Here is a 17,854-nt window from a genome sequence, read left to right as displayed (position 1 = left end):
CTAGTCGTCAAACCCCGGAATAATCGGTGACGAAACACATCGGCAGTTTTTTGTTGCTGTCGCTGTTTCTCCGACCGTATAATACCCGGTATCACTTTCTAGGGTATATACATGGCCAGAATAATATTCACGCCTGAATTTGTCGCTGATGCGGCGGCGTCTATACACAAATTCCCCACACTCAAAGCTCTCGCCGAGAACATCGGCGTAAACACTGATGAACTCAGCAAGCATCTCCGCAAAGCTGGGTTTGCGACCGACTTTCGAAAGGGCAGAAAGTCTCATCGCCGCATCGACATTGATATTCAGGAGGTCGTCAGGCTTTACGATGAAGGAATGAGTATGTCCGATATCGGAGCGAGGATCGGATGCAGTCAGCAGGTGGTCAGTCGCGCCCTCGATGATATCGGGCACCATAAAAGAGATATTTCGTTCTCTGGAAACGACGAGAAAATCATCCAGTGGCACACCGATGGTGTGTCTGTCCTCAGAATGGCTCACTACCTCGGTCGTTCCAGAGATTTTGTCCGCACCAGAATGCGTTACCTTGGTTTGGATACGCGGAGCGGTGGCGAGGCTAATGTCATTCGCTTCTCCAACAGTAGCGCCGAAGAACTTTCTTCCATCACGCTTGCGGCCCGCATCGAAAGAATGCGCCGCCTCAATGCTATCGAGGACAACTGCGCCCCGGCTATCGGAATTGGCGAGCAAGAGTTCGCGGACGCTCTCAGTGAGAGAGGCATACCGTTCGTCCGACAGTTTGACCTCTGGCCCTACAGTCTCGACTTCCGAATCCGGGACATGGCCGTGGAAATCAAATCCAGATCCAACGTCAGTCTTCCGATAGGCGAAAGTCCCGAACGCATCGAAAAGATCATCGAATCTGGCATGTCGTATGTGGTGGTTGCTCATGCCGGTCTCAATTATCTTAAGCCTAGCCTCCCATACATAATCTCCACCCTCGATCAACTCAGCCGCGACCCATCCTTTGCTGGTAAGAAGAGGGTGATTAGGTGTCGCTCTTACACTGGTCTCGCCAAATTCAAGGATAAGAACGTCTCCCCTATAATCGTGACGCCAGACTTTATGACAACCATTGTCGAGATTGACTAAGGTCTCTCCTGTAAAGCAGTTGATGCACTCGCCGGGGTGTATCCATTCGTCGTCTATGAAAGCGCCCTTGTCGAGCCGGTATCTCAGCTTGTCTCGTCCAGCCTTTACGTGGCTCGGTCGCGGGTGCTTGCCGCCCGATGAATGAACCCAGATTGCCTCTGTGATCCCGAGTTCGAGTTGCCGTGTCCGGTTTATGGCGGACGTAGCTTTCGAATTCTGGTCCCGCGCAATCAGGGACGCTCGACGCCTGCTGACACCGTATTGCTGCTGGAGCGTGTCACCCAGGCTTTTGAGATCGCGCCCGTTCATCACGGACATGTTCACGGCGGTCTCAATGCCTTTGAGATAATCCGCGCTCATGCCGGTGATGAGGTTGACGTTCTCGGCAATTGAGCGCTGGAGCACGTCCTGAACACGTCGTGTCGGCTTGAACTGGACGATAAAGCCTTGGCGCTTCAGTTCACCCTGAAAACCGCGTTGCGCGTGACCTTGTGCGGATTTTGTGAACCGTTGCGCGATGGTTTCCGCGTCATCCTCGAACCTCTTGCGCCATTTCTTTGTCAGGCCATCCATGATCTTGACCAGAGCAGCGAGCGGTGAAGCGTCCTGCGCTATCTGCGGCTCTGCCTTGGTGTAGGCTTTCGCGAGATCGCGAATGACCTCGTTGTGCATGCGCTCAAGTAGAGCGTGGAGGGCGGCGTAATATTTAGCCTCAACCGCCGCGCTGGCCCGGACAGGCGCTATTCGCTTGCCTTGGGCTGACTGGCAGCGAAGCGCCACTATTCCTCTTCCTCACCGTGCTTCAACACGCCCTCAAGCCCCTCGCCGTCCACCTCTGGATCGGGTGGCTCTGGCGCTATCCCTGTCAGATTGACATTGCGATAGTTGCTCTGCGGGTCCGTGGCCTGCCGTTCGCGGGCTTCTTCTGGCGACACAATACCGGCCTGCACGAGAACCGCGTCCTGATCGGCCTTCAGCTTCTCAATCTCAGCAAGCTGCTTCTCGTCCATCTGCCAGAGCTGGATGAACTCGAACGACAGATCAGGATCAATCTTGCCCCAGAGGTTTATCTGCACGGCCTCAAAGATCGTCTGAATGACCGGGCGGACATTCTCTTCTTGAAATGACGAAATCTCATCATAGAATACGCGGATTTCACCTTCTGACGACGCATTCAGGCCGGTCGGCTGGATACCGAACAGCTTGACGAGCGGGATGCCCGGTATGGAAGCCATCGCCTTCATGCTCTGCGCCTGCAATGCGTCAAGGCCACCGAGTGGCGTGGCGATGATTGCAGCGTCTTCGCGCTCCTTATCCACCACGATCGCAGACTGCCCGTCCGCCGTGTCCTGCATGAAGGCGGCACGGCCCTGAACGGACTGCATATCCACGTCGCCGTATGGCATTGGCTGGCCCGGCATGTCGGCCTGCATGTTCCCGGTCATGTCCGTTTTCAGGACGATTTTCGAGAAATTGCGGACGATGTTCGCGGTCGAATTGCGCGTGCCGAGGTAGTTATGCACGTAGGCTTGCAGCATCTGCGTGAGAGACTGGCCGCCGAAATTAAACGCGGGGGCCAGCATCTGCGACACCGGAAAGGGCACAGTCGTCAGCAGGCGCGAGCGGTGGACCTCGACGCCAAGAACCCACCACGACGAAGCGCGGTAGTAATCCGCACGCAGAGGATTGTCGGCGTTGTATTTATTTGGCGTTGTCCAGATCGGTTCGACATTCTCCAGCCGTTCCAGAGAGCCCTTGCTCATCCCGTTCGGGCCTATGACGAGCGGCTGGGCCTGCGCGGATGAGTCTATCGCCGCTCCTTTGATGCCAATCCAGATATGACCGAGGCCATATGTCAGGCCGTGATAAATATGCCTCTGCACGATACGCCGCACGTCCAGACGGATGAACTCAGCCTCTATCTGCTTGATCTTCTCGGCAGCGGCGTCGTTCTCTTTCTCGTCGTTGCCCTGCTTTGCCGAGCCGAACTCGATCCATTCCCGCGTGCATTCACGCGCGATGACTTGGCACGGCTTCCGGAACTCAGCGCGTTGGGCCATCTGCGCCAACTGCGGGTATCCGAGAAACGCGAGACCATCAGCGAAATATCCGGCCGCAATCTCAGGATACCCACCAGCGAAACCAGCGAGCGAAGACATGGAGCCAGCCAAGCCGCTGTCCTGCGCCATTGAAGTTCCGCTGCCGACAATGCCTTTCGGGGGCTCGTAGGGCCTCAAAACCTCTTCCATCGACCGGGGAATAGACACGCCATCCCCGCACTTGAACGAGCCGAGGTTCAGCCGTTCTTTTTTGGACATCTGGAGAGAGGGCTCGACACGCACGGGGGCGGTCCGTCGCTCCCGGTTGCGTGCGAACAGTTTCTTCATCTGCGTCCTGTGGGCTTGTAGTTTGCGAATGACGGCATCTTGCGTCGGTTCTGAATCAGTGGGGCCAGCGCATACCGGAGCGCGTCGATCCCGTGGTTCCACTTGTCTTCGAGTTTCGGGAGGATGATCCTGCTATCTCGCGGGTCCACCTTGTACGAATACATCCGGAACTCTTTGGAAATGCTCTTGCACCGTGGATGGACCACGATCTTGCGAAACGCCTTGATGCGCTCGACGCCATCCTCGACGCTGCCCGGCCACTTCTCTGCGGCCATGATGCGGAATCGATGACGATTGGCCATGTAGCTGATCGTCTCGGGTCTCGCGCAATCTGCGAGGATGGGCCAGTCACGCGAGCCCGGAATCGTGTCGAACAGGCTCGGCAACTCGTCCATCTCAACGCCGTAACCGAAAGCCTCCTGGTCGATATACAGCACGTCATCGGTAATGAATGCCCGCACCAGAGCAGTGGGGTCTTGCGAAAAACCCCAGTCAGCCCCGTAGTAAAACCGGGCGTCGTGCGGCGTGTCGAACGGATCGAACGAAACACGATGGCGAAACACAACCGCCTCGCTGATCGTGCGGCACTCGCCTTCCCACACATGCTCGTAGGCTTCCGGGTCATGCTTGAGCAGTAATTTCCGCTCGGCGTTAAGCTCATCGGGAAACCACGGGTTATCCTGCCAGCCGACCTTTCTGACCAGCGCCGCGTCTTCTGTCTCCAACATCCGCATAAGGCGATGCATAGGGTCATCATCGTGTTCCGGGTTGTAGGTGAACCATAACTCAGACCCAGCCTTACGGATCGTCGGTATGAGGATATCAAGCGATGACTGACTGACTGTCTGGCCTTCCTCGACCCAACAGATATCAACACCTTCAGTCGATTTGATGCCCTGAATGTTCCGGGCCAACCCTTTAAATAGAAACTCCGCGCCAGATGATGACGAGATGCTTGTCTCTTGGACCTTGAACCATTTTGCCAGTCCGAGACTTTCGATCTGGTCAGCGAGTAGCCGTTTGACTGAATCGTTGATGCTGTTCTGGAACTCACGCACACACAGAACGCGGATCGGTCTAGAGGCCGCTAGTGCAATCAGAACGCGGGCGACGGTCCATGATTTTGACGAACCACGGCCGCCATACCAAACACGATACCGATACGGATGGCCGAAATCGCCAAATGCAGGCGGGATCTCAATCCGTGTCTGTGTCATCCGGTTTCTGGTATGTGGATATTACAAGCGTTGGAGTGGGTAGGTCTTTCCCGCCCGGCCCAGTGTGTTCCTGTGTGATCTTGTCGCCGTAGACTTTAGGGGATCGCTTCGACATGACCCACTTGAGCGCGTCGACATGAAGCCGCTTGGCTGCCGCGTCTTCCGGGCCTGCCGTGCGTGCTGCCTCTAATAGTTCCGCCTCAAAAGCTTCTGAGGATTTCTCGCGTGCGTGCGCGTATTGTGACGACTTTTCAGGATCGCCTCGCATGGCACGACGTATAGTGTCCCACGATGGCATGCCGTCCATATCGGCTATCTGGCGGATGGTGAACCCATCTTCGATAGCACAGAGAACAGACTCCCAAACGTCGTCAGTTAATTTTACCTGAGCACTCCTGACCGGCTTCTTTCCGGCCATAGCCATTCTCCTTGAAAAACCCTTCCCGCCCTACCGCTGTAAATTTAAGGCCACACGGTTTGCCCACCACGGACAGCTAGACACCCTCTGGGACTGTCCGTTTAGAGAGGTTCGGGATTGTCGCATCCGGGTCAGATGCGGAAGGATAGCAGCCCCCCCCCCTCAGAAACAGAAAAAGCCACCCCGAAGGATGGCTTGCATAATTTTTGCAACGTTATAGAAATCAAGCATATTCTATGCAATCGCGCAAGTTCTTTTGCTCATTGGCGCTCGATTGATAAAACTCACGCAACTGCTCCAGAATAATAGCACACTGGAACTTCGCTGACCTTACCGCATCGGGCTGGCTCTTTTTCGGATAAATAGCCTCCCCAATCCGGGAAAAACTCATCTCATCGACCAGCATCATCTTCAGTCTCTGATGCCCGCACATGCCTAGCCTTGACCGTATCTCGCTGATCCTCCCTGCCGCCTGCCCTCGCACAACCGCGAACGATACCGCGTCGTGCCGGAGCCTCTGCGTGTTCGGATCGTGATCCTCGTGCGGTGCCTCGTATGTGTTCGCCTGCCCATACCGGCTCAGTGTGTAACCCGTTAGAAACGCCAGTTGATAATCCCGATACCACCGGTCAGCAGCATCAGCCTCATCCTGTGTGATATCTCCTGACCGGAGCATAGCCGTCACGGTCGTCAGAACGCGCGGGGGAGAACCCGTCTCAAAATCCCCCTTAGCTATCCTCTCAGGCGTCGGCCCCATATCCTCGGCCTGCCGGATTACAACCCTGCGTTTCTGCGCTGCCATCACCCTGCCCTCTCCACCAATTTTCTTTGCGCCTCAGTCAGCGGCACCCCGGCCAGCAGGTTCATCCTCGCGCACGCAATGCCCCAGTCACGCGGTGGAGCGTTGGCGTTCTCGCGTCCCTTTTCTGTCAGACACTCAGGCCATGTTTCGGGATTGGTCATTGATTCTGATGCCCTTGGGCTGCAACGCAGACCGGATCGATCATTGTTGTGCCGTCGATACTGTTTCCCCAGACAGCGCAGGCGGCTGATTGAGGATTAGCGCCACGCGCAACCATCTCTGCAATTCGGCGATACCCCTGAGCATTGTCGTATGCGTGAAACCCCAACACACCCACAATGGTAGCCCCGCATATCGCCACAAGAGCGAGAAAACGATTACTGTTCATCATCAAACCGTCCTCACTGATGGCAGACGCAGGCAGCTTAATTTTCGAAGCGAAAATGCTGCACCACGACGTGCGCGACCTCGATTTCTGAAAACAGATCGCTTTTTTCGGGATGATGATTTATTGCTCATCCCTGATCGTACCACGTCATTTCCCGCTTGGGTACTGTTTTCGCTCACGCCGTCACACTCCCCACACCAAGACAAATCACACGTGGCGCGGGCCGTTTCGTCGCATAGCCGAGGCCAATTCCGCCAACGTGCCAGCGTCCACACTCGCGGCACGTATAGGCCACGACCTGCATGTTCTTCCGCCGCATGATCCGGGCGTCGAGTTTGGCACCGAGGCGCGTGTAGCGTTTCTTTCCCTCGCAGTCGTTCATGAGGCCACCTCTTCGACCCGCAATCCGAAAGTAGGCGAGACACGTCGCATCACATCAGCGGCCTGCTTGCCAATCCCCATCAGCACAATTCCACTTTGAGGGCTTTCTCCCCTGCTCCCATCAGGGCGAACAAAGCGCGTCTTTCCTCGCGGGAAGATCAGCGCATCCATTTTGGGAGAGAAGTCCTGAAACCACCCGGACGATGTGAGCGCGTTCACCAGGGCAATTCCATTTCCATGCGCGACAAATCGATCCAGCCAGCGCACAACACCATTTCGGCCACCAAAAGGCGGGTTCATCCATACGAAGCCTGACCATGGCGCAACCAACCCATCATCCACTTTCGTGAGAAACTGACGGCAAGGCACTGATAGAAACGCACGCCCTTCAGACGGTTGCGCCACATCAAGGTCAAACTGACAGTTCAGCGCGTCGAAAATCTCCGGCGGCGTAAACCATTCATCAGACTTTCCTGCTGTCAGTGGAAACGAAGCACTCATGCCCGCGCCCCCTCGCTCATCGCCAAAACCTGCCGCATCATCGCGGCGCTCTTCCGCAGCTCCACGATGCGCATTTCGGTCACTTCGCGCTTCGGACCATCCAATGTGGGAATAAGCCCCTCCAAGAATGCCGCCAGAGCGTCGCCTGACAGGTTCTCGGCCCCTTCGGGTGTCCAACTACCGAACTCGTCTATTGCGGCATCCTGCGCCGCTTGTGCGGATTTCTCGGCGCGTAGCGCTTCCAGCTTGGCAGCGACGGCGGCGCGTTCCTCTGGGGACGGCTTCTGGCGTGTGGGCGTTTCGGTCGGCTTGGACCGCGCGATGATCTTCAGCCGTGCCAACTGGTCACGATGGGCCGCACACCTCTCGTTCAGAAAATCGACGATCTCCGCAACGGATGGGAAGAACTTGAAGCGCTTCACGGCATCCCGAAGCAACCCATCTCCGAATGCAACACGCGGAATATCCTCACAACCCACGACCAGCGCAAACGTCCGCATCCCGAGCGTTTTGTCATCGGGTGTCATGGCCGCAGCGCCAGCGAGCATGTCCATCAGTTCCTCGCATTTCGCCTGCAATTCTGGGCCATCGAGCGGCTTCATGGCAGCTTCGTGGGAGGGCAGTGCGCGTGCCGCTTCGTCGATCATCACTTGGGTCAGTCGAGCTTCGCCGACGCGGATGACGACGCCATCTTCTCCGCTTCCGAACTTCTCCACCGAGCGATGGGCGATCGCCGCCGAAAGGGCTGGACTGAGTTCCGCCGCTCGGGTCGGAAGTTTCACAATCGCGCTCATGCCTGCACCCCCTTGCCGTAACGCCGCGCCATGCGGTCAGCCAACGATTCCGCGTTCTGCCGCTGGATTTCTCGGGCCGACTGAGGCGCCCCCTGCCGAGGCCCCGAAACCGCGACTTTGCCGCCAGTCATCACGCTCTGCTGCTCGCGGCGGCACCAGTTCCGCCACGTCGCGGACCAGTCGGTTTTCGTCGCGTCTTTCCCGCCCTTGGCTGACCAATAATCGCGGAAAACTGCGGAAACCCGGTCAGCATCGAGGCCGAGGCTGCGGGCAAATTCCGCATCCTCGGCGCTCGGTTGCCAGTCGGCGGGGAGCCGGGCGGCGCGTTTCGGCTTCGGGCTGGCAGGCCCGGTGAAATCCTCGAGATCGGTTTGGCCATCGTCGGCATCGACAGCGGGAGCGAGCGACAAAGGCGCGCCCTCTCTCTCATCCGAACGTAGTGAGGATATCTCCCTCTCCCTCTCCCTCTCTATGGCATTGCCTTGGGATATCCCGTGGCTATGCCGTGGCATATCATTTTCGGATGCCGTGGCATTGCCATCGCTGCTGTTGTTTTTGTTCCAGCGCTTTGCCGCTCTCTCGCGTTGATTAGTGCGGGCCTTCCATGCGTGGAGTGCCTTTTCGGCTACCGTGGGATGATACAGACGCCCATCGCTGCATTTGACCCAGCCGCGCAAAGCCATGGCTTTAATGCGCTTCCACTTTGTTCCTGATCCCGAAAGATGAGCCAATACACGGTCATCATCGGGAAGGCTTGCGGCTGGGAGTTGGGTCCATGACTTGCACCAGAGGGCCACAGAAGCCTTGAACTCGTCGCCTGTCGACAGTGCGAACAGATCGCTATCGATCAAGCGCACAACATCGAGTTGCATGAACGGAAGGCCCCGCAGATCGCAATCTTCCGGCGTCAGTGGATCGGGTAGATCGCTCATGCCGTCACCTCGTCCGTGATCGGGCGACGGAATCTATGACGGAGTAAATAATCTCGGTTTTTCTTCGTATTCCTTATAACCGGCCCCACGTCACCATCGATGTCGCCTCGCTCTGGCGTCTCGACAAGCCTCGTCACGATATCGCAAGCGACCGGGTAGCGTTCGAATGCATGCCCTTCAAAGTTTGGCGCATTTTTCGAAAATCTTTTAGTGGTGTAATACTCATGATTTTCTAAAATCTGCATCTGAGAATAACGTCCAGCCCATGGAATAGGCCAGCAGTATCCAGCATTATCAGGGCGCCAAAGCGTGATATATTTCCCGCGAAATTCCTCACGCACATCGACGATAAAGTATTCAGTCATCACATCACTCCATCTGGAGCGAACGGCGCACCTCGCCTGCCGAATTGACAGGCGGCAACGTGATCCGGCATGTACCGGATCAGCCGCGCGAATGGTGCATACATCCGCGTTGGTCAGAGGCCCGCTTGAGTGTGTCCAGCACTCGCGGGTCTCGCTGTTTTTGGTGTAGCACGGACTGGCCTTACACCCAAGACCGCCTCTACCCGTGTCTCGTTAAATTCTTCTGCCAGATCGATCATTTTTCCAATCTGCTTCTGGTCGATATCCAGCTGGTAGAACAGGCGAAGCATGGTCATTCCGCTGGGCACCCACCCCTCCTTGAGAGAGTTATAGGTTGCCACATGAACGCCGATGCTGCGCATAAATGCGGAGATGCTGAGGCCGGACATTTCTATTTCACGGCTCAGGGCATCGAATATGATTTTCGCAATCCGTTTCGACTGAGATGACTGCGGTATGCTGCTCATGCTGCTATCTCCCCACGCATCGGAAATTCATTCTCTTTCAAGAACGCCAGCACCTCGTCGAGCGACCGGCAGACTGCAACAGGGAATCCCTGCCCTCGCAATTCTGCGTGCAGATCACGTTGTTCTTTCGATGCACCATTCTTCCCGTGCTTCAGTTCGGCATAGATCGTTCGTCCTGCGTGGCAGAACATCATATCCGGCCATCCCGCACGGCAGCCGCGGGCTTTGCGGCGTGCGCCTTCACGCGGCCCGTTGAACCGGTTCTCAGTCGAGGTCCACACAACGCATGAAGGCAAAATCACCCGCAGAGCGTTGGCAATCTGGGTGTGCAGATTATCCTCGTGGTGCTGCGGACGCTTGCGCGGCTTCGTCTCGGGGTAGAGCACGGTATCCTGCATCAGCATCGTGCGGACCTCCCCCACTGTTCCGCCATCGCCGCGGCAATTCCCGGATATGTCGCGCTCCGCAACTTCCCGCGGTCAGGGGACGGTGGCATGCGATGAATGCGGTTTTCGCGTCCATCCACAATTTCTGTGGGATTCAGCTGAGGAAGCCCTTTCAGCCAGAGGCATGTTGCCTTCGTCTCACCATGACCAAACTGCCACGGCTGGATGATCTGGTCTGGGCGTCGCCAGAGTGTCGACATGATGCAGACCGGGTTTTCGATGGCCACGCGAGGGATATCCGTTTTTGTCAGACGCATGAAAAACGACACGGAAGCCTGCTGCCGACCATTAATCCTCTTTTCTGTAAAGTGCCGGGCTCCTGAAACGGACAGATCAGTGCAGGGCGGGTGAAAGATTGCCAAATCCCAAGGGTAATCGAGGACGTCCCTGATATCCCCTTGATAGTGCGGGCCTGGACGATCTGTCGGTAGCAGATCACACGACATAGCCTCATGACCATTGGAGATGAATGCATCCCGAACAATGCCGCTATATTCACAGCCGATCAGAACTTTCATCACGCAAACCTCCCCTCACGATCCCGGCGATAATCAGCGATTTTCCGGTCACGTCCACGGAGTTGCTCTTGAAGAGCTTGAATCTCCACGTTCTTCTGCGCCAACAGGTCGAGCGTGCGCCGGTCGTTGCGCTCCAGTTCGTGGTTGCGTCGTTTCAGGTGTGTGTTTTCGTCACGCAGTCTGGCATTGTCCGTGATGAGACGGACTATGTTGTGTTGCGTCAATTTGGCGAGGGCGGATTTTAGCATTAGTCCTCTCCAATCGCACGACGATAAATATCCAGAAGTTCTTCTTCAGACCTCAGCTTGTCTTTGTCTTTACAGTTCACGATCCGGATAAGCTGACGAAGCACCTTCTTGTCGAAACCGGCAGAGGCCCCCTCAGTCAGAATGTCCTTCTGGTCATCAGTGAGACCCTTCTTCTCTTCTTCGAGCCGCGTATATCTCTCCACGAGGCTCTTGAGACGATCAGCAGCCACGCCGCCAGTGTTATGACCAATGTCAGACATGCGAGTTCTCCGCTGATGGAATGAAGTTTTGACCAAACATCGGCCGCACTATCGGCTCATCGACAATCCAGCCCATTGCATTGGCAACAGTTGCGGTTACGGGTCTTTTCCCGCTGATTATTTCGCACACCTGAGACACAGGAATTCGATACTTCCGCGCAACCTCTGACTGCGACAACATCTCTGCTTCGTCAGCCAGTCTTTCGCGGAGTTGCGAAAGGCGAACTGTCATTCCACCACCTCGCGCTTCTTAATCATCAGTGCAGCACGATAGCTTTTTAGGGCCAGAGCGATCCCGTCCGGAAAGACGACGATCAGAAACCAGCCCAATCTGTAGACCTTCGGCGGTCCGGCATGGGTGCCGAAGCCACACCAACCGAAATCGATGCCGTATCCTTTTGGCATTTACCCTCCTCGACGAGCCGGAATATTTCATCCCGCAATTCGTCACATTCCTGCATTAGCCTGATAAGTTCAGCACCACGCGGCGCATTGATCCCATCAAGCCAGTTCTGAACCGTGCGCGGCGTCGATCCGACTGCTCGTGCCAACAACTTCGATGCGTGGCGGAGCGGGCCGTATTTCCGACGGAGAACGCCCGTCACGGTTTCGGCGTAGGTGATGGCGTCTACTGCGCTCATGCGACCTCCCCGAAAATCTCGGTAATTTTGTACGCTGTTTTTCCACATCTCATTCCCTCATTCTCTGTTTTGCGGACACGAGAAATGGAGAAACGAGACATGGAGGTGATGCACTCATACGACCGGGAAGCAGCGCTCCCGAACGCACAGCCCATCATCGCGCAGTCGCTCATTGCGGCTGCCCGAACATGGGCCGTCGTGCATCCAGCGGCCTCATTGAGAGACCGGCAGATGCTCGCGGCACGGATTGAGTTGGAGCTGATGGGTGGCATGTCGTGAGATCAGAACGGCATTTCATTACAGAGATCACGCGATCCCGGCTGATCCCAACCGCCAGACTGTTTCTTCGCGTCGGGGCGTGGATCGTCGCTCCGGCGCTGTTCTGGCTGGCGCTGCTGTGGCTTGGAAGAATTACCCTGTGAACCGCCACACTTCTCGATATCACGGCCAATTCTCCCCGCCGCGACGCGAAGATTTTGATCACTCGCCATTCACCCGATCCTTTTCGCGCAATAAATGGCCGTGTCGCCATCGTTGACGATCTTCACGTCCCATTTCCGCAGGGACCGCCATGTGTTCATGAGCTGCTGTGAGACCAGCTCGCCTGAGTTGGTCTTCGCCAACGGGAACCAGCGGCCGCCACGAAGCGCGCCTACCTTGCGATAGCCTGATGGTATTGAGGCGCTCATGCTCGCCCTCCCCGACACACAGCGCCGAGCAGCAGAGCGAACGGTACGGACAGGACGAGCCATGTCGTGAGGATCTGGATCATTTCCAACCCTCCCCGGCGTCGCCTAGGCTCTTGGCGCGTGAGGGAGTCGCAACCTCCCCCACGCTTTCATCACCCGTTGCAACAGAGGATGAATTGGTATGAGCGAAGGCAATCTTTTGAATATCGTTCCGCAGTGCCCGGAGTGCGGCAGCAATCTCAGCGTCGAGATTTTGGGGCCAGACCCATCTGGCGACGACCGGGTGCTCTGCCAGTCCTGTGGTTTCGAGGCTGGAACACGCAATGACGTGATTAGCCACATAGGAGAAAACCACAGGGAGGAGATCAGCAATGCCGCCGCAGACGCTATCAGAGATGCGCTCCGAAAAGCCCTCGGGCAGTGAGATATCAACTGACAGGTTGGTGAATGCCGAGGTTTTGGCGCTCATGGCTGGACCTCCTCGCGGCGGAATAGGTCGGGGCGCAGTTCTTCGCGGGGGATGCCGAACTCGCGCTCGATCACCGGGCAATACTCGGGCGGTATCTGCTTCCATCGGAAAAGGCTGGCGTGACCTTTGAGGCCGAGGGCACGAGACAAACTCAGTGAACTGCCGACCTTCGATATGAGTTCTTTTGGCGTCATGCCCATATGTGACCTCAGATCACATAAAAGGTCAAGCAAAATAGTGATCTGAAGTCACACATCAATTTCGGCGGAGTGGCAGTCTCGCTTTATGACAGAGACCTTAGGCCAGAGAATAAAGAGGCTGCGCGTCGAGCGTGAGTTGAACCAGGTGGAGATACACGCTGCCACCGGGATTGATCGCACGTACCTGTCACGGATGGAGAACAAGGACGTAGCTTCCCAGTGGGAGAAAATGTGCGCCCTAGCGGACCTCTTGGAGGTTTCGCTCGATTACCTTCGTCATGGCTCTCAGATTCCTACGTTCAAAGCGGGCAGCGAGGTCATCGAAGACCCCGATGAGCGTTCCCTCCTTAGGATGTGGCGAGCTATGGACGAGCCGGAGAAAGCAGCTTTGAGGGCCGTCGCTGAGCGGTTGGCGAGCAAAGCCGATCCGTCTAATGCCGCTTAACTCCCCCATTCCGCTCCCCTTCTCGTTCCGTGAGAACCATCTCACGAATGAGAACGAAATGGGAACGCAAAAGAGGTTGATGGCGGTTATGCGCGGTTTTTTGTTGCGGGGTGCTTGGGGACGCGAAGATCTCCACCGCGCAAGGTAGATTTAGATCCCTTCACCACTATCCTCTTTCTGGTCGTAATCCATGGGTAGCATCGGGGTTCTATCAAAACGTGGATAATGCTCATCGAGCAATGACACAAAACTTTTCCAGTCTTTGCTTATTTTCATAAAAGCAACTACTGCACCTAGGTGCTCCTTTAATTTGGGATACCCTAAATTACTTGTGAGGCTCTGAAAATATTTTGCACTAGGTCTGCCCTTTTCCGTTCTTGGGGTTACTCTTTTTAATTCGTCCAGAACTCCGGGAGCAATTCTCTTATAAACAATGTCATTTGTAAGAGTTCCAAAATACTGCGGCCGTTTTAAATTTTCAGAGGAAAAGTCCAGCCCTCTCAACCGAAACATTTGCTCATAGAATTCAGAAGAAAACGTTGGGACCCAAGCAGAAAGTTCTTTTGCGATAAACTTTTCTAAAATTTCCGCAAGGGCATTTTTTTCGCGATCTTTTTGATATCCAGTTGCTTCATCGACTAGAGCAACAATACCTACGCGCGCAAATCCCCGGATTAATAATTCGCAGTTGGAAGCAATCCCCCATTGCTGCCTCTGTAATTTGCCTTCTGACCTAGCCAGAAGAACAGCCTCACAAACATCGTGAAGCAGTTCAGCCTCAAATCCGTTCGCCCTCAAACCGTCAGGCGTTATAAACGCTATAGGGTTGGCGATTCTCTCCCTCAACTCACTGTTAATAAAAGGATTTATAGACTTTCGAGAGACAAAAAGCTCGAGTCGATTCATACCCGGCACCATGGACCCACCACGAGCCATACCTAAAGCGTCCGTAAATCCTCCTTGCGTGATAACGCGCCTACCATCCTCGAGTACGAAGCATGGAATTTTCGTATCCCCGATAACAAGAGGGTGTTCAGAAGAGCCATGCGTTGCTCTTACCATTTTTGCCTGTGCCCAGCGTGCTTTTGCGGCTGCTCGAGCAATTTCTGTGCGCGCTTCTGGTTTGAGTGCCTTCATGCGAGCAACGCCGCCATTTCGACGATTCGTAATCTTTTTTTCCATGAAACAAAACTATTCTGTCCCAGCATGGCAATGCAAGCATATTAATTTTATGCTTGCATTGTCTGAAACAGAGACATCTCGCGCCGTTTTTTTTTGCCCGGATTCTGGCGGCGGAATGGCCGACGTTCACTTGGGATGAATCGCCGAAACTGAGTGGGAAGAAATAATGTGATCTTAAATCACATTTTCCCTTGACTGATTATGTGATCTCATGTCACATAATCCCATCAACACCGCACACCGGCACACCAACGCCGAGGAGGATGGGATGGAAAACACCAAATACGAACTTCTGGAAAGCGACACGGTAATAGCGCCAAATGGAACGAGGCTGTTTCGTATCCGAGCGCTGGTCGCAATAGCAGCGCTCGGCGTGAATGCTGGTGATCTTGGTGGATATATCGAAAAAGATACGAATCTATCCCAGTCCGGCGACGCTTGGGTCTCCGGCAACGCTCGGGTCTCCGGCAACGCTCAGGTCTCCGGCAACGCTCTGGTCTCCGGCAACGCTCTGGTCTACGGCGACGCTCTGGTCTCCGACAACGCTGAGGTCTACGGCGACGCTCGGGTCTCCGGCGACGCTCGGGTCTACGGCGACGCTCTGGTCTCCGACAACGCTCGGGTCTCCGGCAACGCTCGGGTCTCCGGCGACGCTCGGGTCTACGGCGACGCTCTGGTCTCCGGCAACGCTGAGGTCGAACTCTCAATCCATATTGGTTGGCACTCACACGTCGGCTCTGAAAACGGGACACTCACATGGTTCCGGTCCGCCAACGGGATTTCGGTCAATCGCGGATGTTTCAATGGAACGCTCGATGAATTCCGTTCAGCCGTTCAGAAAACACACGGTGATAGCGTAACCGCGCAGGAATACGGCCATCTCATTGCGTTCATTGAACTGCGGTCCAGTCAGTGGGTCCCTGCCGCAGAAAAAGTAGCGTGAGGTCTGGAAAATGGCATATCCAGACAACATGGCGTTCAACGTCGCACCGGCAGGCTCACCGTATTACCGGGGCCAAGGCCACAACAGCCGCGTAACACTCGCTGCAATGACGCAACGCGCCGTGTCGCTCGAACATATCGCCAAGGCATCGCGGTCGCTGATGGATGCAATCGAACGAGATCGCGTCATGTCGGGCCGGAACCAGATGGACCCGTTCGCACCAGCCGACGAGGGATTTTCAGCCGTCGAGGAAATCAACGCCGCTGCAACCGTCGCGCTCGAACAAATCCGCGAACACGCCTGATCCCACTGTTCTACGAGGGCTGCGGTCCTCGTCTGGTAGCCGGATACGGCAGGTAATGGAGGAAATACAGATGAGCGGAAGTGAAGTCGCTATTCTGAATACTGGCGCTCTGGTGCCATCAGAAGTGTTTCGTGAGGGCGGTATTGAGAAACTGCTTTCCGATCTGGAAAGCAATGTTCGAGCAATCCCGACTGACGCCACGACAGAAAAGGGCCGCAAGCAAATAAAGTCGATCGCGTTTCAGGTGTCTCGTTCCAAGACGGCTCTTGAGAATATGGGCAATGATCTGAAGGCGGATGCAAAGAAAACCGTCGATCTGGTCAATGCTGATCTTCGGATTGTTCGGGATCGCTGCGATAAGCTGCGCGATGAAGTCCGTGCTCCAGTCGATGAATACGAGGCTCGTGAGACCGCGCGAACAGACGCACATAAATCCGCCATTCAAGAGATCGAGGCGCTTTCCCGATTTGATGAAAACCCTTCCGTCGATATTGTGAAGGGCCGCCTAGATCGGCTGACAGAATTGTCCGGTCGTGATTTCGAGGAGTTCAGTGCGCGGGCAAAACTTGCTGTCACGAATGTGACGCAACAGCTTGAGGCACAGAAGGAAGCTGCTATTGCCCGCGACGCACGCGAGAAAGAAGAGCGTCGTCTGGCTCAGGAAGCTAAGATCAACCGACGTCTTAAGCAAGAAGCTGAACAGCGTGAGCGTGAGAAGCGGATAGCTGAACGGGCTGCTGAGGAAGCGCGCATTGCGGCTGAGGAAAAGGCGGCGCGTGAAAAGCGCGAGCTGGAATTGCAGGCTCTCGCAGAAAAGAACGCGAAGGAGCGCGCTGAACGACAGGCTCGGCAGGATGCTGAGCAGGCTGAAAAGGATCGTGTTGCAGCTGTGGAAAAGGCGCGCCGCGACAAAGAAGCCGCTGTTCAGGCTGAACGTGATCGTATTGCGAAAGAGGAAGCTGATCGGCTCGCAGAGGAAAAGCGCCGGGCAGCAAACCGTGCACACTGCGCCAAGACCAACGGTGAGATTGTAGCCGATCTGTCAGCCATCGGACTGACAGAAGATCAGGCCAAGGCGGTCGTTGTCGCGATTGCCAAGAATACAATCCGTCACGTTTCAATCCAGTATTGAGGCCAGAAGCATGAACACCACCCTCACCGCCCTGAACCACGGCCTTGCACACCACGACTGGCCCATGGTCGAGCGTGCAGCCCGTGAACTGCGTGATCAGAACGTGGCGTTGTCTGCTGAAAACGACCGCCTCTGGCTGGAACGGAACAACAATCTGACCAACATCCGCGACCTGAACACGGAGCTGGATATCAGCCGCGAACGAATGGCTCAGCCCATCACGCTGATCATCGCCCCGGCCATCGGCCTGTGGCTCTCCAGTCTCCCCTGCTCCACGGCGGACGCGGTTCAGGTCGCGTTGGATTGGCTCGACACGCAGATCGAGAAAGTCCCCGAGCAGATCGTGGTGTCCACGCGACTGGCTGTTGGAATGGCCGCGCTCATGGCGATTGTGTGCGCCGGGATGTTGTGGGGTTTTGAGGCTGTGGCGGGAGGGTTTTGAGATGGCATGCATAGAAATTGACGTTCGAGACTATCTGGATGAGGTATCTGATGATCTTCTTCTCAGGGAATTGAGAGAAAGAAGAATTGACGTTCCTGATGATCAATTTCTTGAATATATCGATCTCATAAAGAAATCTTTTCACGAAAGAGATGAACAATACTTCAATA

30 protein-coding genes are annotated in these 17,854 nt (G+C 55.6%); 7 read left to right on the top strand and 23 right to left on the bottom strand.

Going from position 1 to position 17,854, the window contains the following annotated elements:
• From B3759_RS07960 to B3759_RS07890, 15 genes are all read right to left on the bottom strand, one after another.
• The gene (locus tag B3759_RS07960; protein ID WP_291365340.1) at positions 1-1,893 is read right to left on the bottom strand and encodes a hypothetical protein; all 1,893 of its coding nucleotides are present in this window, start codon (positions 1,891-1,893) and stop codon (positions 1-3) included.
• Complete coding sequence (locus tag B3759_RS07955) at positions 1,893-3,500, bottom strand: DUF1073 domain-containing protein (protein ID WP_291365338.1); 1,608 nt, start codon at positions 3,498-3,500, stop codon at positions 1,893-1,895. The genes B3759_RS07960 and B3759_RS07955 overlap by 1 nt, the downstream gene beginning before the upstream one ends.
• Positions 3,497-4,717: a PBSX family phage terminase large subunit gene (locus B3759_RS07950; protein WP_291365336.1), complete on the bottom strand. Its 1,221-nt coding sequence runs from the start codon at positions 4,715-4,717 to the stop codon at positions 3,497-3,499. Before B3759_RS07950 ends, B3759_RS07955 begins: the two co-directional genes overlap by 4 nt.
• Positions 4,698-5,135: a hypothetical protein gene (locus B3759_RS07945; RefSeq protein WP_291365334.1), complete on the bottom strand. Its 438-nt coding sequence runs from the start codon at positions 5,133-5,135 to the stop codon at positions 4,698-4,700. The genes B3759_RS07950 and B3759_RS07945 overlap by 20 nt, the downstream gene beginning before the upstream one ends.
• A gap of 223 nt (positions 5,136-5,358) precedes the next feature.
• Positions 5,359-5,937 (bottom strand): hypothetical protein, encoded by a 579-nt coding sequence (locus B3759_RS07940; RefSeq protein WP_291365332.1) that lies wholly within the window; start codon positions 5,935-5,937, stop codon positions 5,359-5,361.
• Positions 5,937-6,098 (bottom strand): hypothetical protein, encoded by a 162-nt coding sequence (locus tag B3759_RS07935; protein ID WP_291365330.1) that lies wholly within the window; start codon positions 6,096-6,098, stop codon positions 5,937-5,939. The genes B3759_RS07940 and B3759_RS07935 overlap by 1 nt, the downstream gene beginning before the upstream one ends.
• Entirely contained in the window at positions 6,095-6,328 is a 234-nt protein-coding gene (locus tag B3759_RS07930) for a hypothetical protein (protein WP_291365328.1), read from the bottom strand. Before B3759_RS07930 ends, B3759_RS07935 begins: the two co-directional genes overlap by 4 nt.
• Positions 6,329-6,500: 172 nt before the next feature.
• A complete protein-coding gene (locus B3759_RS07925) occupies positions 6,501-6,707 on the bottom strand; it encodes a hypothetical protein (RefSeq protein WP_291365326.1) in 207 nt (68 codons plus the stop codon).
• Positions 6,704-7,207 carry a DNA N-6-adenine-methyltransferase gene (locus B3759_RS07920; RefSeq protein ID WP_291365323.1) on the bottom strand — a complete coding sequence of 168 codons (504 nt, stop codon included), beginning with the start codon at positions 7,205-7,207 and terminating at the stop codon, positions 6,704-6,706. Before B3759_RS07920 ends, B3759_RS07925 begins: the two co-directional genes overlap by 4 nt.
• Positions 7,204-8,001, bottom strand: coding sequence for a hypothetical protein (locus tag B3759_RS07915; RefSeq protein ID WP_291365321.1), 798 nt, complete (start codon positions 7,999-8,001; stop codon positions 7,204-7,206). Before B3759_RS07915 ends, B3759_RS07920 begins: the two co-directional genes overlap by 4 nt.
• Positions 7,998-8,933, bottom strand: a complete 936-nt coding sequence (locus tag B3759_RS07910) for a DUF1376 domain-containing protein (RefSeq protein WP_291365319.1) — start codon at positions 8,931-8,933, stop codon at positions 7,998-8,000. The genes B3759_RS07915 and B3759_RS07910 overlap by 4 nt, the downstream gene beginning before the upstream one ends.
• Positions 8,930-9,298, bottom strand: a complete 369-nt coding sequence (locus tag B3759_RS07905; protein ID WP_291365317.1) for a hypothetical protein — start codon at positions 9,296-9,298, stop codon at positions 8,930-8,932. Before B3759_RS07905 ends, B3759_RS07910 begins: the two co-directional genes overlap by 4 nt.
• A 113-nt stretch (positions 9,299-9,411) precedes the next feature.
• Positions 9,412-9,765 (bottom strand): hypothetical protein, encoded by a 354-nt coding sequence (locus tag B3759_RS07900; protein ID WP_291365315.1) that lies wholly within the window; start codon positions 9,763-9,765, stop codon positions 9,412-9,414.
• Positions 9,762-10,169, bottom strand: a complete 408-nt coding sequence (locus B3759_RS07895) for a VRR-NUC domain-containing protein (protein WP_291365313.1) — start codon at positions 10,167-10,169, stop codon at positions 9,762-9,764. The genes B3759_RS07900 and B3759_RS07895 overlap by 4 nt, the downstream gene beginning before the upstream one ends.
• Positions 10,163-10,729: a hypothetical protein gene (locus B3759_RS07890; RefSeq protein ID WP_291365311.1), complete on the bottom strand. Its 567-nt coding sequence runs from the start codon at positions 10,727-10,729 to the stop codon at positions 10,163-10,165. Before B3759_RS07890 ends, B3759_RS07895 begins: the two co-directional genes overlap by 7 nt.
• Before the next feature lie 68 nt (positions 10,730-10,797).
• Here B3759_RS07890 and B3759_RS07885 point away from each other — a divergent pair, with 68 nt between their 5' ends.
• Positions 10,798-10,974 (top strand): hypothetical protein, encoded by a 177-nt coding sequence (locus B3759_RS07885; protein ID WP_291365309.1) that lies wholly within the window; start codon positions 10,798-10,800, stop codon positions 10,972-10,974.
• Between the two features lie 2 nt (positions 10,975-10,976).
• On the opposite strand, the gene B3759_RS07880 is transcribed toward B3759_RS07885, so the two are convergent.
• The 3 genes from B3759_RS07880 to B3759_RS07870 all read right to left on the bottom strand — a co-directional run bounded on the left by B3759_RS07880 (position 10,977) and on the right by B3759_RS07870 (position 11,878).
• Positions 10,977-11,237, bottom strand: a complete 261-nt coding sequence (locus B3759_RS07880) for a DUF2312 domain-containing protein (protein ID WP_291365307.1) — start codon at positions 11,235-11,237, stop codon at positions 10,977-10,979.
• Positions 11,230-11,469, bottom strand: a complete 240-nt coding sequence (locus B3759_RS07875) for a helix-turn-helix domain-containing protein (protein WP_291365304.1) — start codon at positions 11,467-11,469, stop codon at positions 11,230-11,232. Before B3759_RS07875 ends, B3759_RS07880 begins: the two co-directional genes overlap by 8 nt.
• Positions 11,470-11,551: 82 nt before the next feature.
• Entirely contained in the window at positions 11,552-11,878 is a 327-nt protein-coding gene (locus B3759_RS07870; protein ID WP_291365302.1) for a hypothetical protein, read from the bottom strand.
• A gap of 84 nt (positions 11,879-11,962) precedes the next feature.
• Between B3759_RS07870 and B3759_RS07865 the strand changes: the two genes are divergently transcribed.
• Positions 11,963-12,157, top strand: coding sequence for a hypothetical protein (locus B3759_RS07865; protein WP_291365300.1), 195 nt, complete (start codon positions 11,963-11,965; stop codon positions 12,155-12,157).
• A gap of 2 nt (positions 12,158-12,159) precedes the next feature.
• Here B3759_RS07865 and B3759_RS07860 read toward each other — a convergent pair whose 3' ends face one another.
• From B3759_RS07860 to B3759_RS07845, 4 genes are all read right to left on the bottom strand, one after another.
• Positions 12,160-12,369 (bottom strand): hypothetical protein, encoded by a 210-nt coding sequence (locus tag B3759_RS07860; protein WP_291365298.1) that lies wholly within the window; start codon positions 12,367-12,369, stop codon positions 12,160-12,162.
• Positions 12,370-12,567, bottom strand: coding sequence for a hypothetical protein (locus B3759_RS07855; RefSeq protein WP_291365296.1), 198 nt, complete (start codon positions 12,565-12,567; stop codon positions 12,370-12,372).
• Between the two features lie 79 nt (positions 12,568-12,646).
• Positions 12,647-13,036, bottom strand: a complete 390-nt coding sequence (locus tag B3759_RS07850) for a hypothetical protein (RefSeq protein WP_291365294.1) — start codon at positions 13,034-13,036, stop codon at positions 12,647-12,649.
• Positions 13,033-13,236, bottom strand: a complete 204-nt coding sequence (locus B3759_RS07845; RefSeq protein WP_291365292.1) for a YdaS family helix-turn-helix protein — start codon at positions 13,234-13,236, stop codon at positions 13,033-13,035. The genes B3759_RS07850 and B3759_RS07845 overlap by 4 nt, the downstream gene beginning before the upstream one ends.
• Positions 13,237-13,321: 85 nt before the next feature.
• Here B3759_RS07845 and B3759_RS07840 point away from each other — a divergent pair, with 85 nt between their 5' ends.
• Positions 13,322-13,681 carry a helix-turn-helix domain-containing protein gene (locus B3759_RS07840; protein ID WP_291365290.1) on the top strand — a complete coding sequence of 120 codons (360 nt, stop codon included), beginning with the start codon at positions 13,322-13,324 and terminating at the stop codon, positions 13,679-13,681.
• Between the two features lie 150 nt (positions 13,682-13,831).
• On the opposite strand, the gene B3759_RS07835 is transcribed toward B3759_RS07840, so the two are convergent.
• Positions 13,832-14,863 (bottom strand): P63C domain-containing protein, encoded by a 1,032-nt coding sequence (locus B3759_RS07835; RefSeq protein WP_291365289.1) that lies wholly within the window; start codon positions 14,861-14,863, stop codon positions 13,832-13,834.
• A 268-nt stretch (positions 14,864-15,131) separates the two neighbouring features.
• Between B3759_RS07835 and B3759_RS07830 the strand changes: the two genes are divergently transcribed.
• The 4 genes from B3759_RS07830 to B3759_RS07815 all read left to right on the top strand — a co-directional run bounded on the left by B3759_RS07830 (position 15,132) and on the right by B3759_RS07815 (position 17,684).
• Positions 15,132-15,806 carry a hypothetical protein gene (locus B3759_RS07830; RefSeq protein ID WP_291365287.1) on the top strand — a complete coding sequence of 225 codons (675 nt, stop codon included), beginning with the start codon at positions 15,132-15,134 and terminating at the stop codon, positions 15,804-15,806.
• A 10-nt stretch (positions 15,807-15,816) separates the two neighbouring features.
• A complete protein-coding gene (locus tag B3759_RS07825) occupies positions 15,817-16,110 on the top strand; it encodes a hypothetical protein (protein ID WP_291365285.1) in 294 nt (97 codons plus the stop codon).
• 70 nt (positions 16,111-16,180) lie between these two features.
• Positions 16,181-17,242, top strand: coding sequence for a hypothetical protein (locus B3759_RS07820; RefSeq protein WP_291365283.1), 1,062 nt, complete (start codon positions 16,181-16,183; stop codon positions 17,240-17,242).
• Between the two features lie 10 nt (positions 17,243-17,252).
• A complete protein-coding gene (locus tag B3759_RS07815; protein ID WP_291365281.1) occupies positions 17,253-17,684 on the top strand; it encodes a hypothetical protein in 432 nt (143 codons plus the stop codon).
• Positions 17,685-17,854 lie beyond the last annotated feature (170 nt).

The sequence above is a fragment of the Acetobacter sp. UBA5411 genome, assembly GCF_002409645.1.
GTDB lineage: Bacteria > Pseudomonadota > Alphaproteobacteria > Acetobacterales > Acetobacteraceae > Acetobacter.
This window is presented reverse-complemented; position numbering and strand designations above follow the sequence as displayed.

Coding starts and splice junctions, on each gene's coding strand:
- B3759_RS07955 (WP_291365338.1), bottom strand. CDS start 3,500: ATGAAGAAACTGTTCGCACGCAACCGGGAGCGACGGACCGCCCCCGTG.
- B3759_RS07950 (WP_291365336.1), bottom strand. CDS start 4,717: ATGACACAGACACGGATTGAGATCCCGCCTGCATTTGGCGATTTCGGC.
- B3759_RS07945 (WP_291365334.1), bottom strand. CDS start 5,135: ATGGCCGGAAAGAAGCCGGTCAGGAGTGCTCAGGTAAAATTAACTGAC.
- B3759_RS07940 (WP_291365332.1), bottom strand. CDS start 5,937: ATGGCAGCGCAGAAACGCAGGGTTGTAATCCGGCAGGCCGAGGATATG.
- B3759_RS07935 (WP_291365330.1), bottom strand. CDS start 6,098: ATGACCAATCCCGAAACATGGCCTGAGTGTCTGACAGAAAAGGGACGC.
- B3759_RS07930 (WP_291365328.1), bottom strand. CDS start 6,328: ATGATGAACAGTAATCGTTTTCTCGCTCTTGTGGCGATATGCGGGGCT.
- B3759_RS07925 (WP_291365326.1), bottom strand. CDS start 6,707: ATGAACGACTGCGAGGGAAAGAAACGCTACACGCGCCTCGGTGCCAAA.
- B3759_RS07920 (WP_291365323.1), bottom strand. CDS start 7,207: ATGAGTGCTTCGTTTCCACTGACAGCAGGAAAGTCTGATGAATGGTTT.
- B3759_RS07915 (WP_291365321.1), bottom strand. CDS start 8,001: ATGAGCGCGATTGTGAAACTTCCGACCCGAGCGGCGGAACTCAGTCCA.
- B3759_RS07910 (WP_291365319.1), bottom strand. CDS start 8,933: ATGAGCGATCTACCCGATCCACTGACGCCGGAAGATTGCGATCTGCGG.
- B3759_RS07905 (WP_291365317.1), bottom strand. CDS start 9,298: ATGACTGAATACTTTATCGTCGATGTGCGTGAGGAATTTCGCGGGAAA.
- B3759_RS07900 (WP_291365315.1), bottom strand. CDS start 9,765: ATGAGCAGCATACCGCAGTCATCTCAGTCGAAACGGATTGCGAAAATC.
- B3759_RS07895 (WP_291365313.1), bottom strand. CDS start 10,169: ATGCTGATGCAGGATACCGTGCTCTACCCCGAGACGAAGCCGCGCAAG.
- B3759_RS07890 (WP_291365311.1), bottom strand. CDS start 10,729: ATGAAAGTTCTGATCGGCTGTGAATATAGCGGCATTGTTCGGGATGCA.
- B3759_RS07880 (WP_291365307.1), bottom strand. CDS start 11,237: ATGTCTGACATTGGTCATAACACTGGCGGCGTGGCTGCTGATCGTCTC.
- B3759_RS07875 (WP_291365304.1), bottom strand. CDS start 11,469: ATGACAGTTCGCCTTTCGCAACTCCGCGAAAGACTGGCTGACGAAGCA.
- B3759_RS07870 (WP_291365302.1), bottom strand. CDS start 11,878: ATGAGCGCAGTAGACGCCATCACCTACGCCGAAACCGTGACGGGCGTT.
- B3759_RS07865 (WP_291365300.1), top strand. CDS start 11,963: ATGGAGAAACGAGACATGGAGGTGATGCACTCATACGACCGGGAAGCA.
- B3759_RS07860 (WP_291365298.1), bottom strand. CDS start 12,369: ATGGCGAGTGATCAAAATCTTCGCGTCGCGGCGGGGAGAATTGGCCGT.
- B3759_RS07855 (WP_291365296.1), bottom strand. CDS start 12,567: ATGAGCGCCTCAATACCATCAGGCTATCGCAAGGTAGGCGCGCTTCGT.
- B3759_RS07850 (WP_291365294.1), bottom strand. CDS start 13,036: ATGAGCGCCAAAACCTCGGCATTCACCAACCTGTCAGTTGATATCTCA.
- B3759_RS07845 (WP_291365292.1), bottom strand. CDS start 13,236: ATGGGCATGACGCCAAAAGAACTCATATCGAAGGTCGGCAGTTCACTG.
- B3759_RS07840 (WP_291365290.1), top strand. CDS start 13,322: ATGACAGAGACCTTAGGCCAGAGAATAAAGAGGCTGCGCGTCGAGCGT.
- B3759_RS07835 (WP_291365289.1), bottom strand. CDS start 14,863: ATGGAAAAAAAGATTACGAATCGTCGAAATGGCGGCGTTGCTCGCATG.
- B3759_RS07830 (WP_291365287.1), top strand. CDS start 15,132: ATGGAAAACACCAAATACGAACTTCTGGAAAGCGACACGGTAATAGCG.
- B3759_RS07825 (WP_291365285.1), top strand. CDS start 15,817: ATGGCATATCCAGACAACATGGCGTTCAACGTCGCACCGGCAGGCTCA.
- B3759_RS07820 (WP_291365283.1), top strand. CDS start 16,181: ATGAGCGGAAGTGAAGTCGCTATTCTGAATACTGGCGCTCTGGTGCCA.
- B3759_RS07815 (WP_291365281.1), top strand. CDS start 17,253: ATGAACACCACCCTCACCGCCCTGAACCACGGCCTTGCACACCACGAC.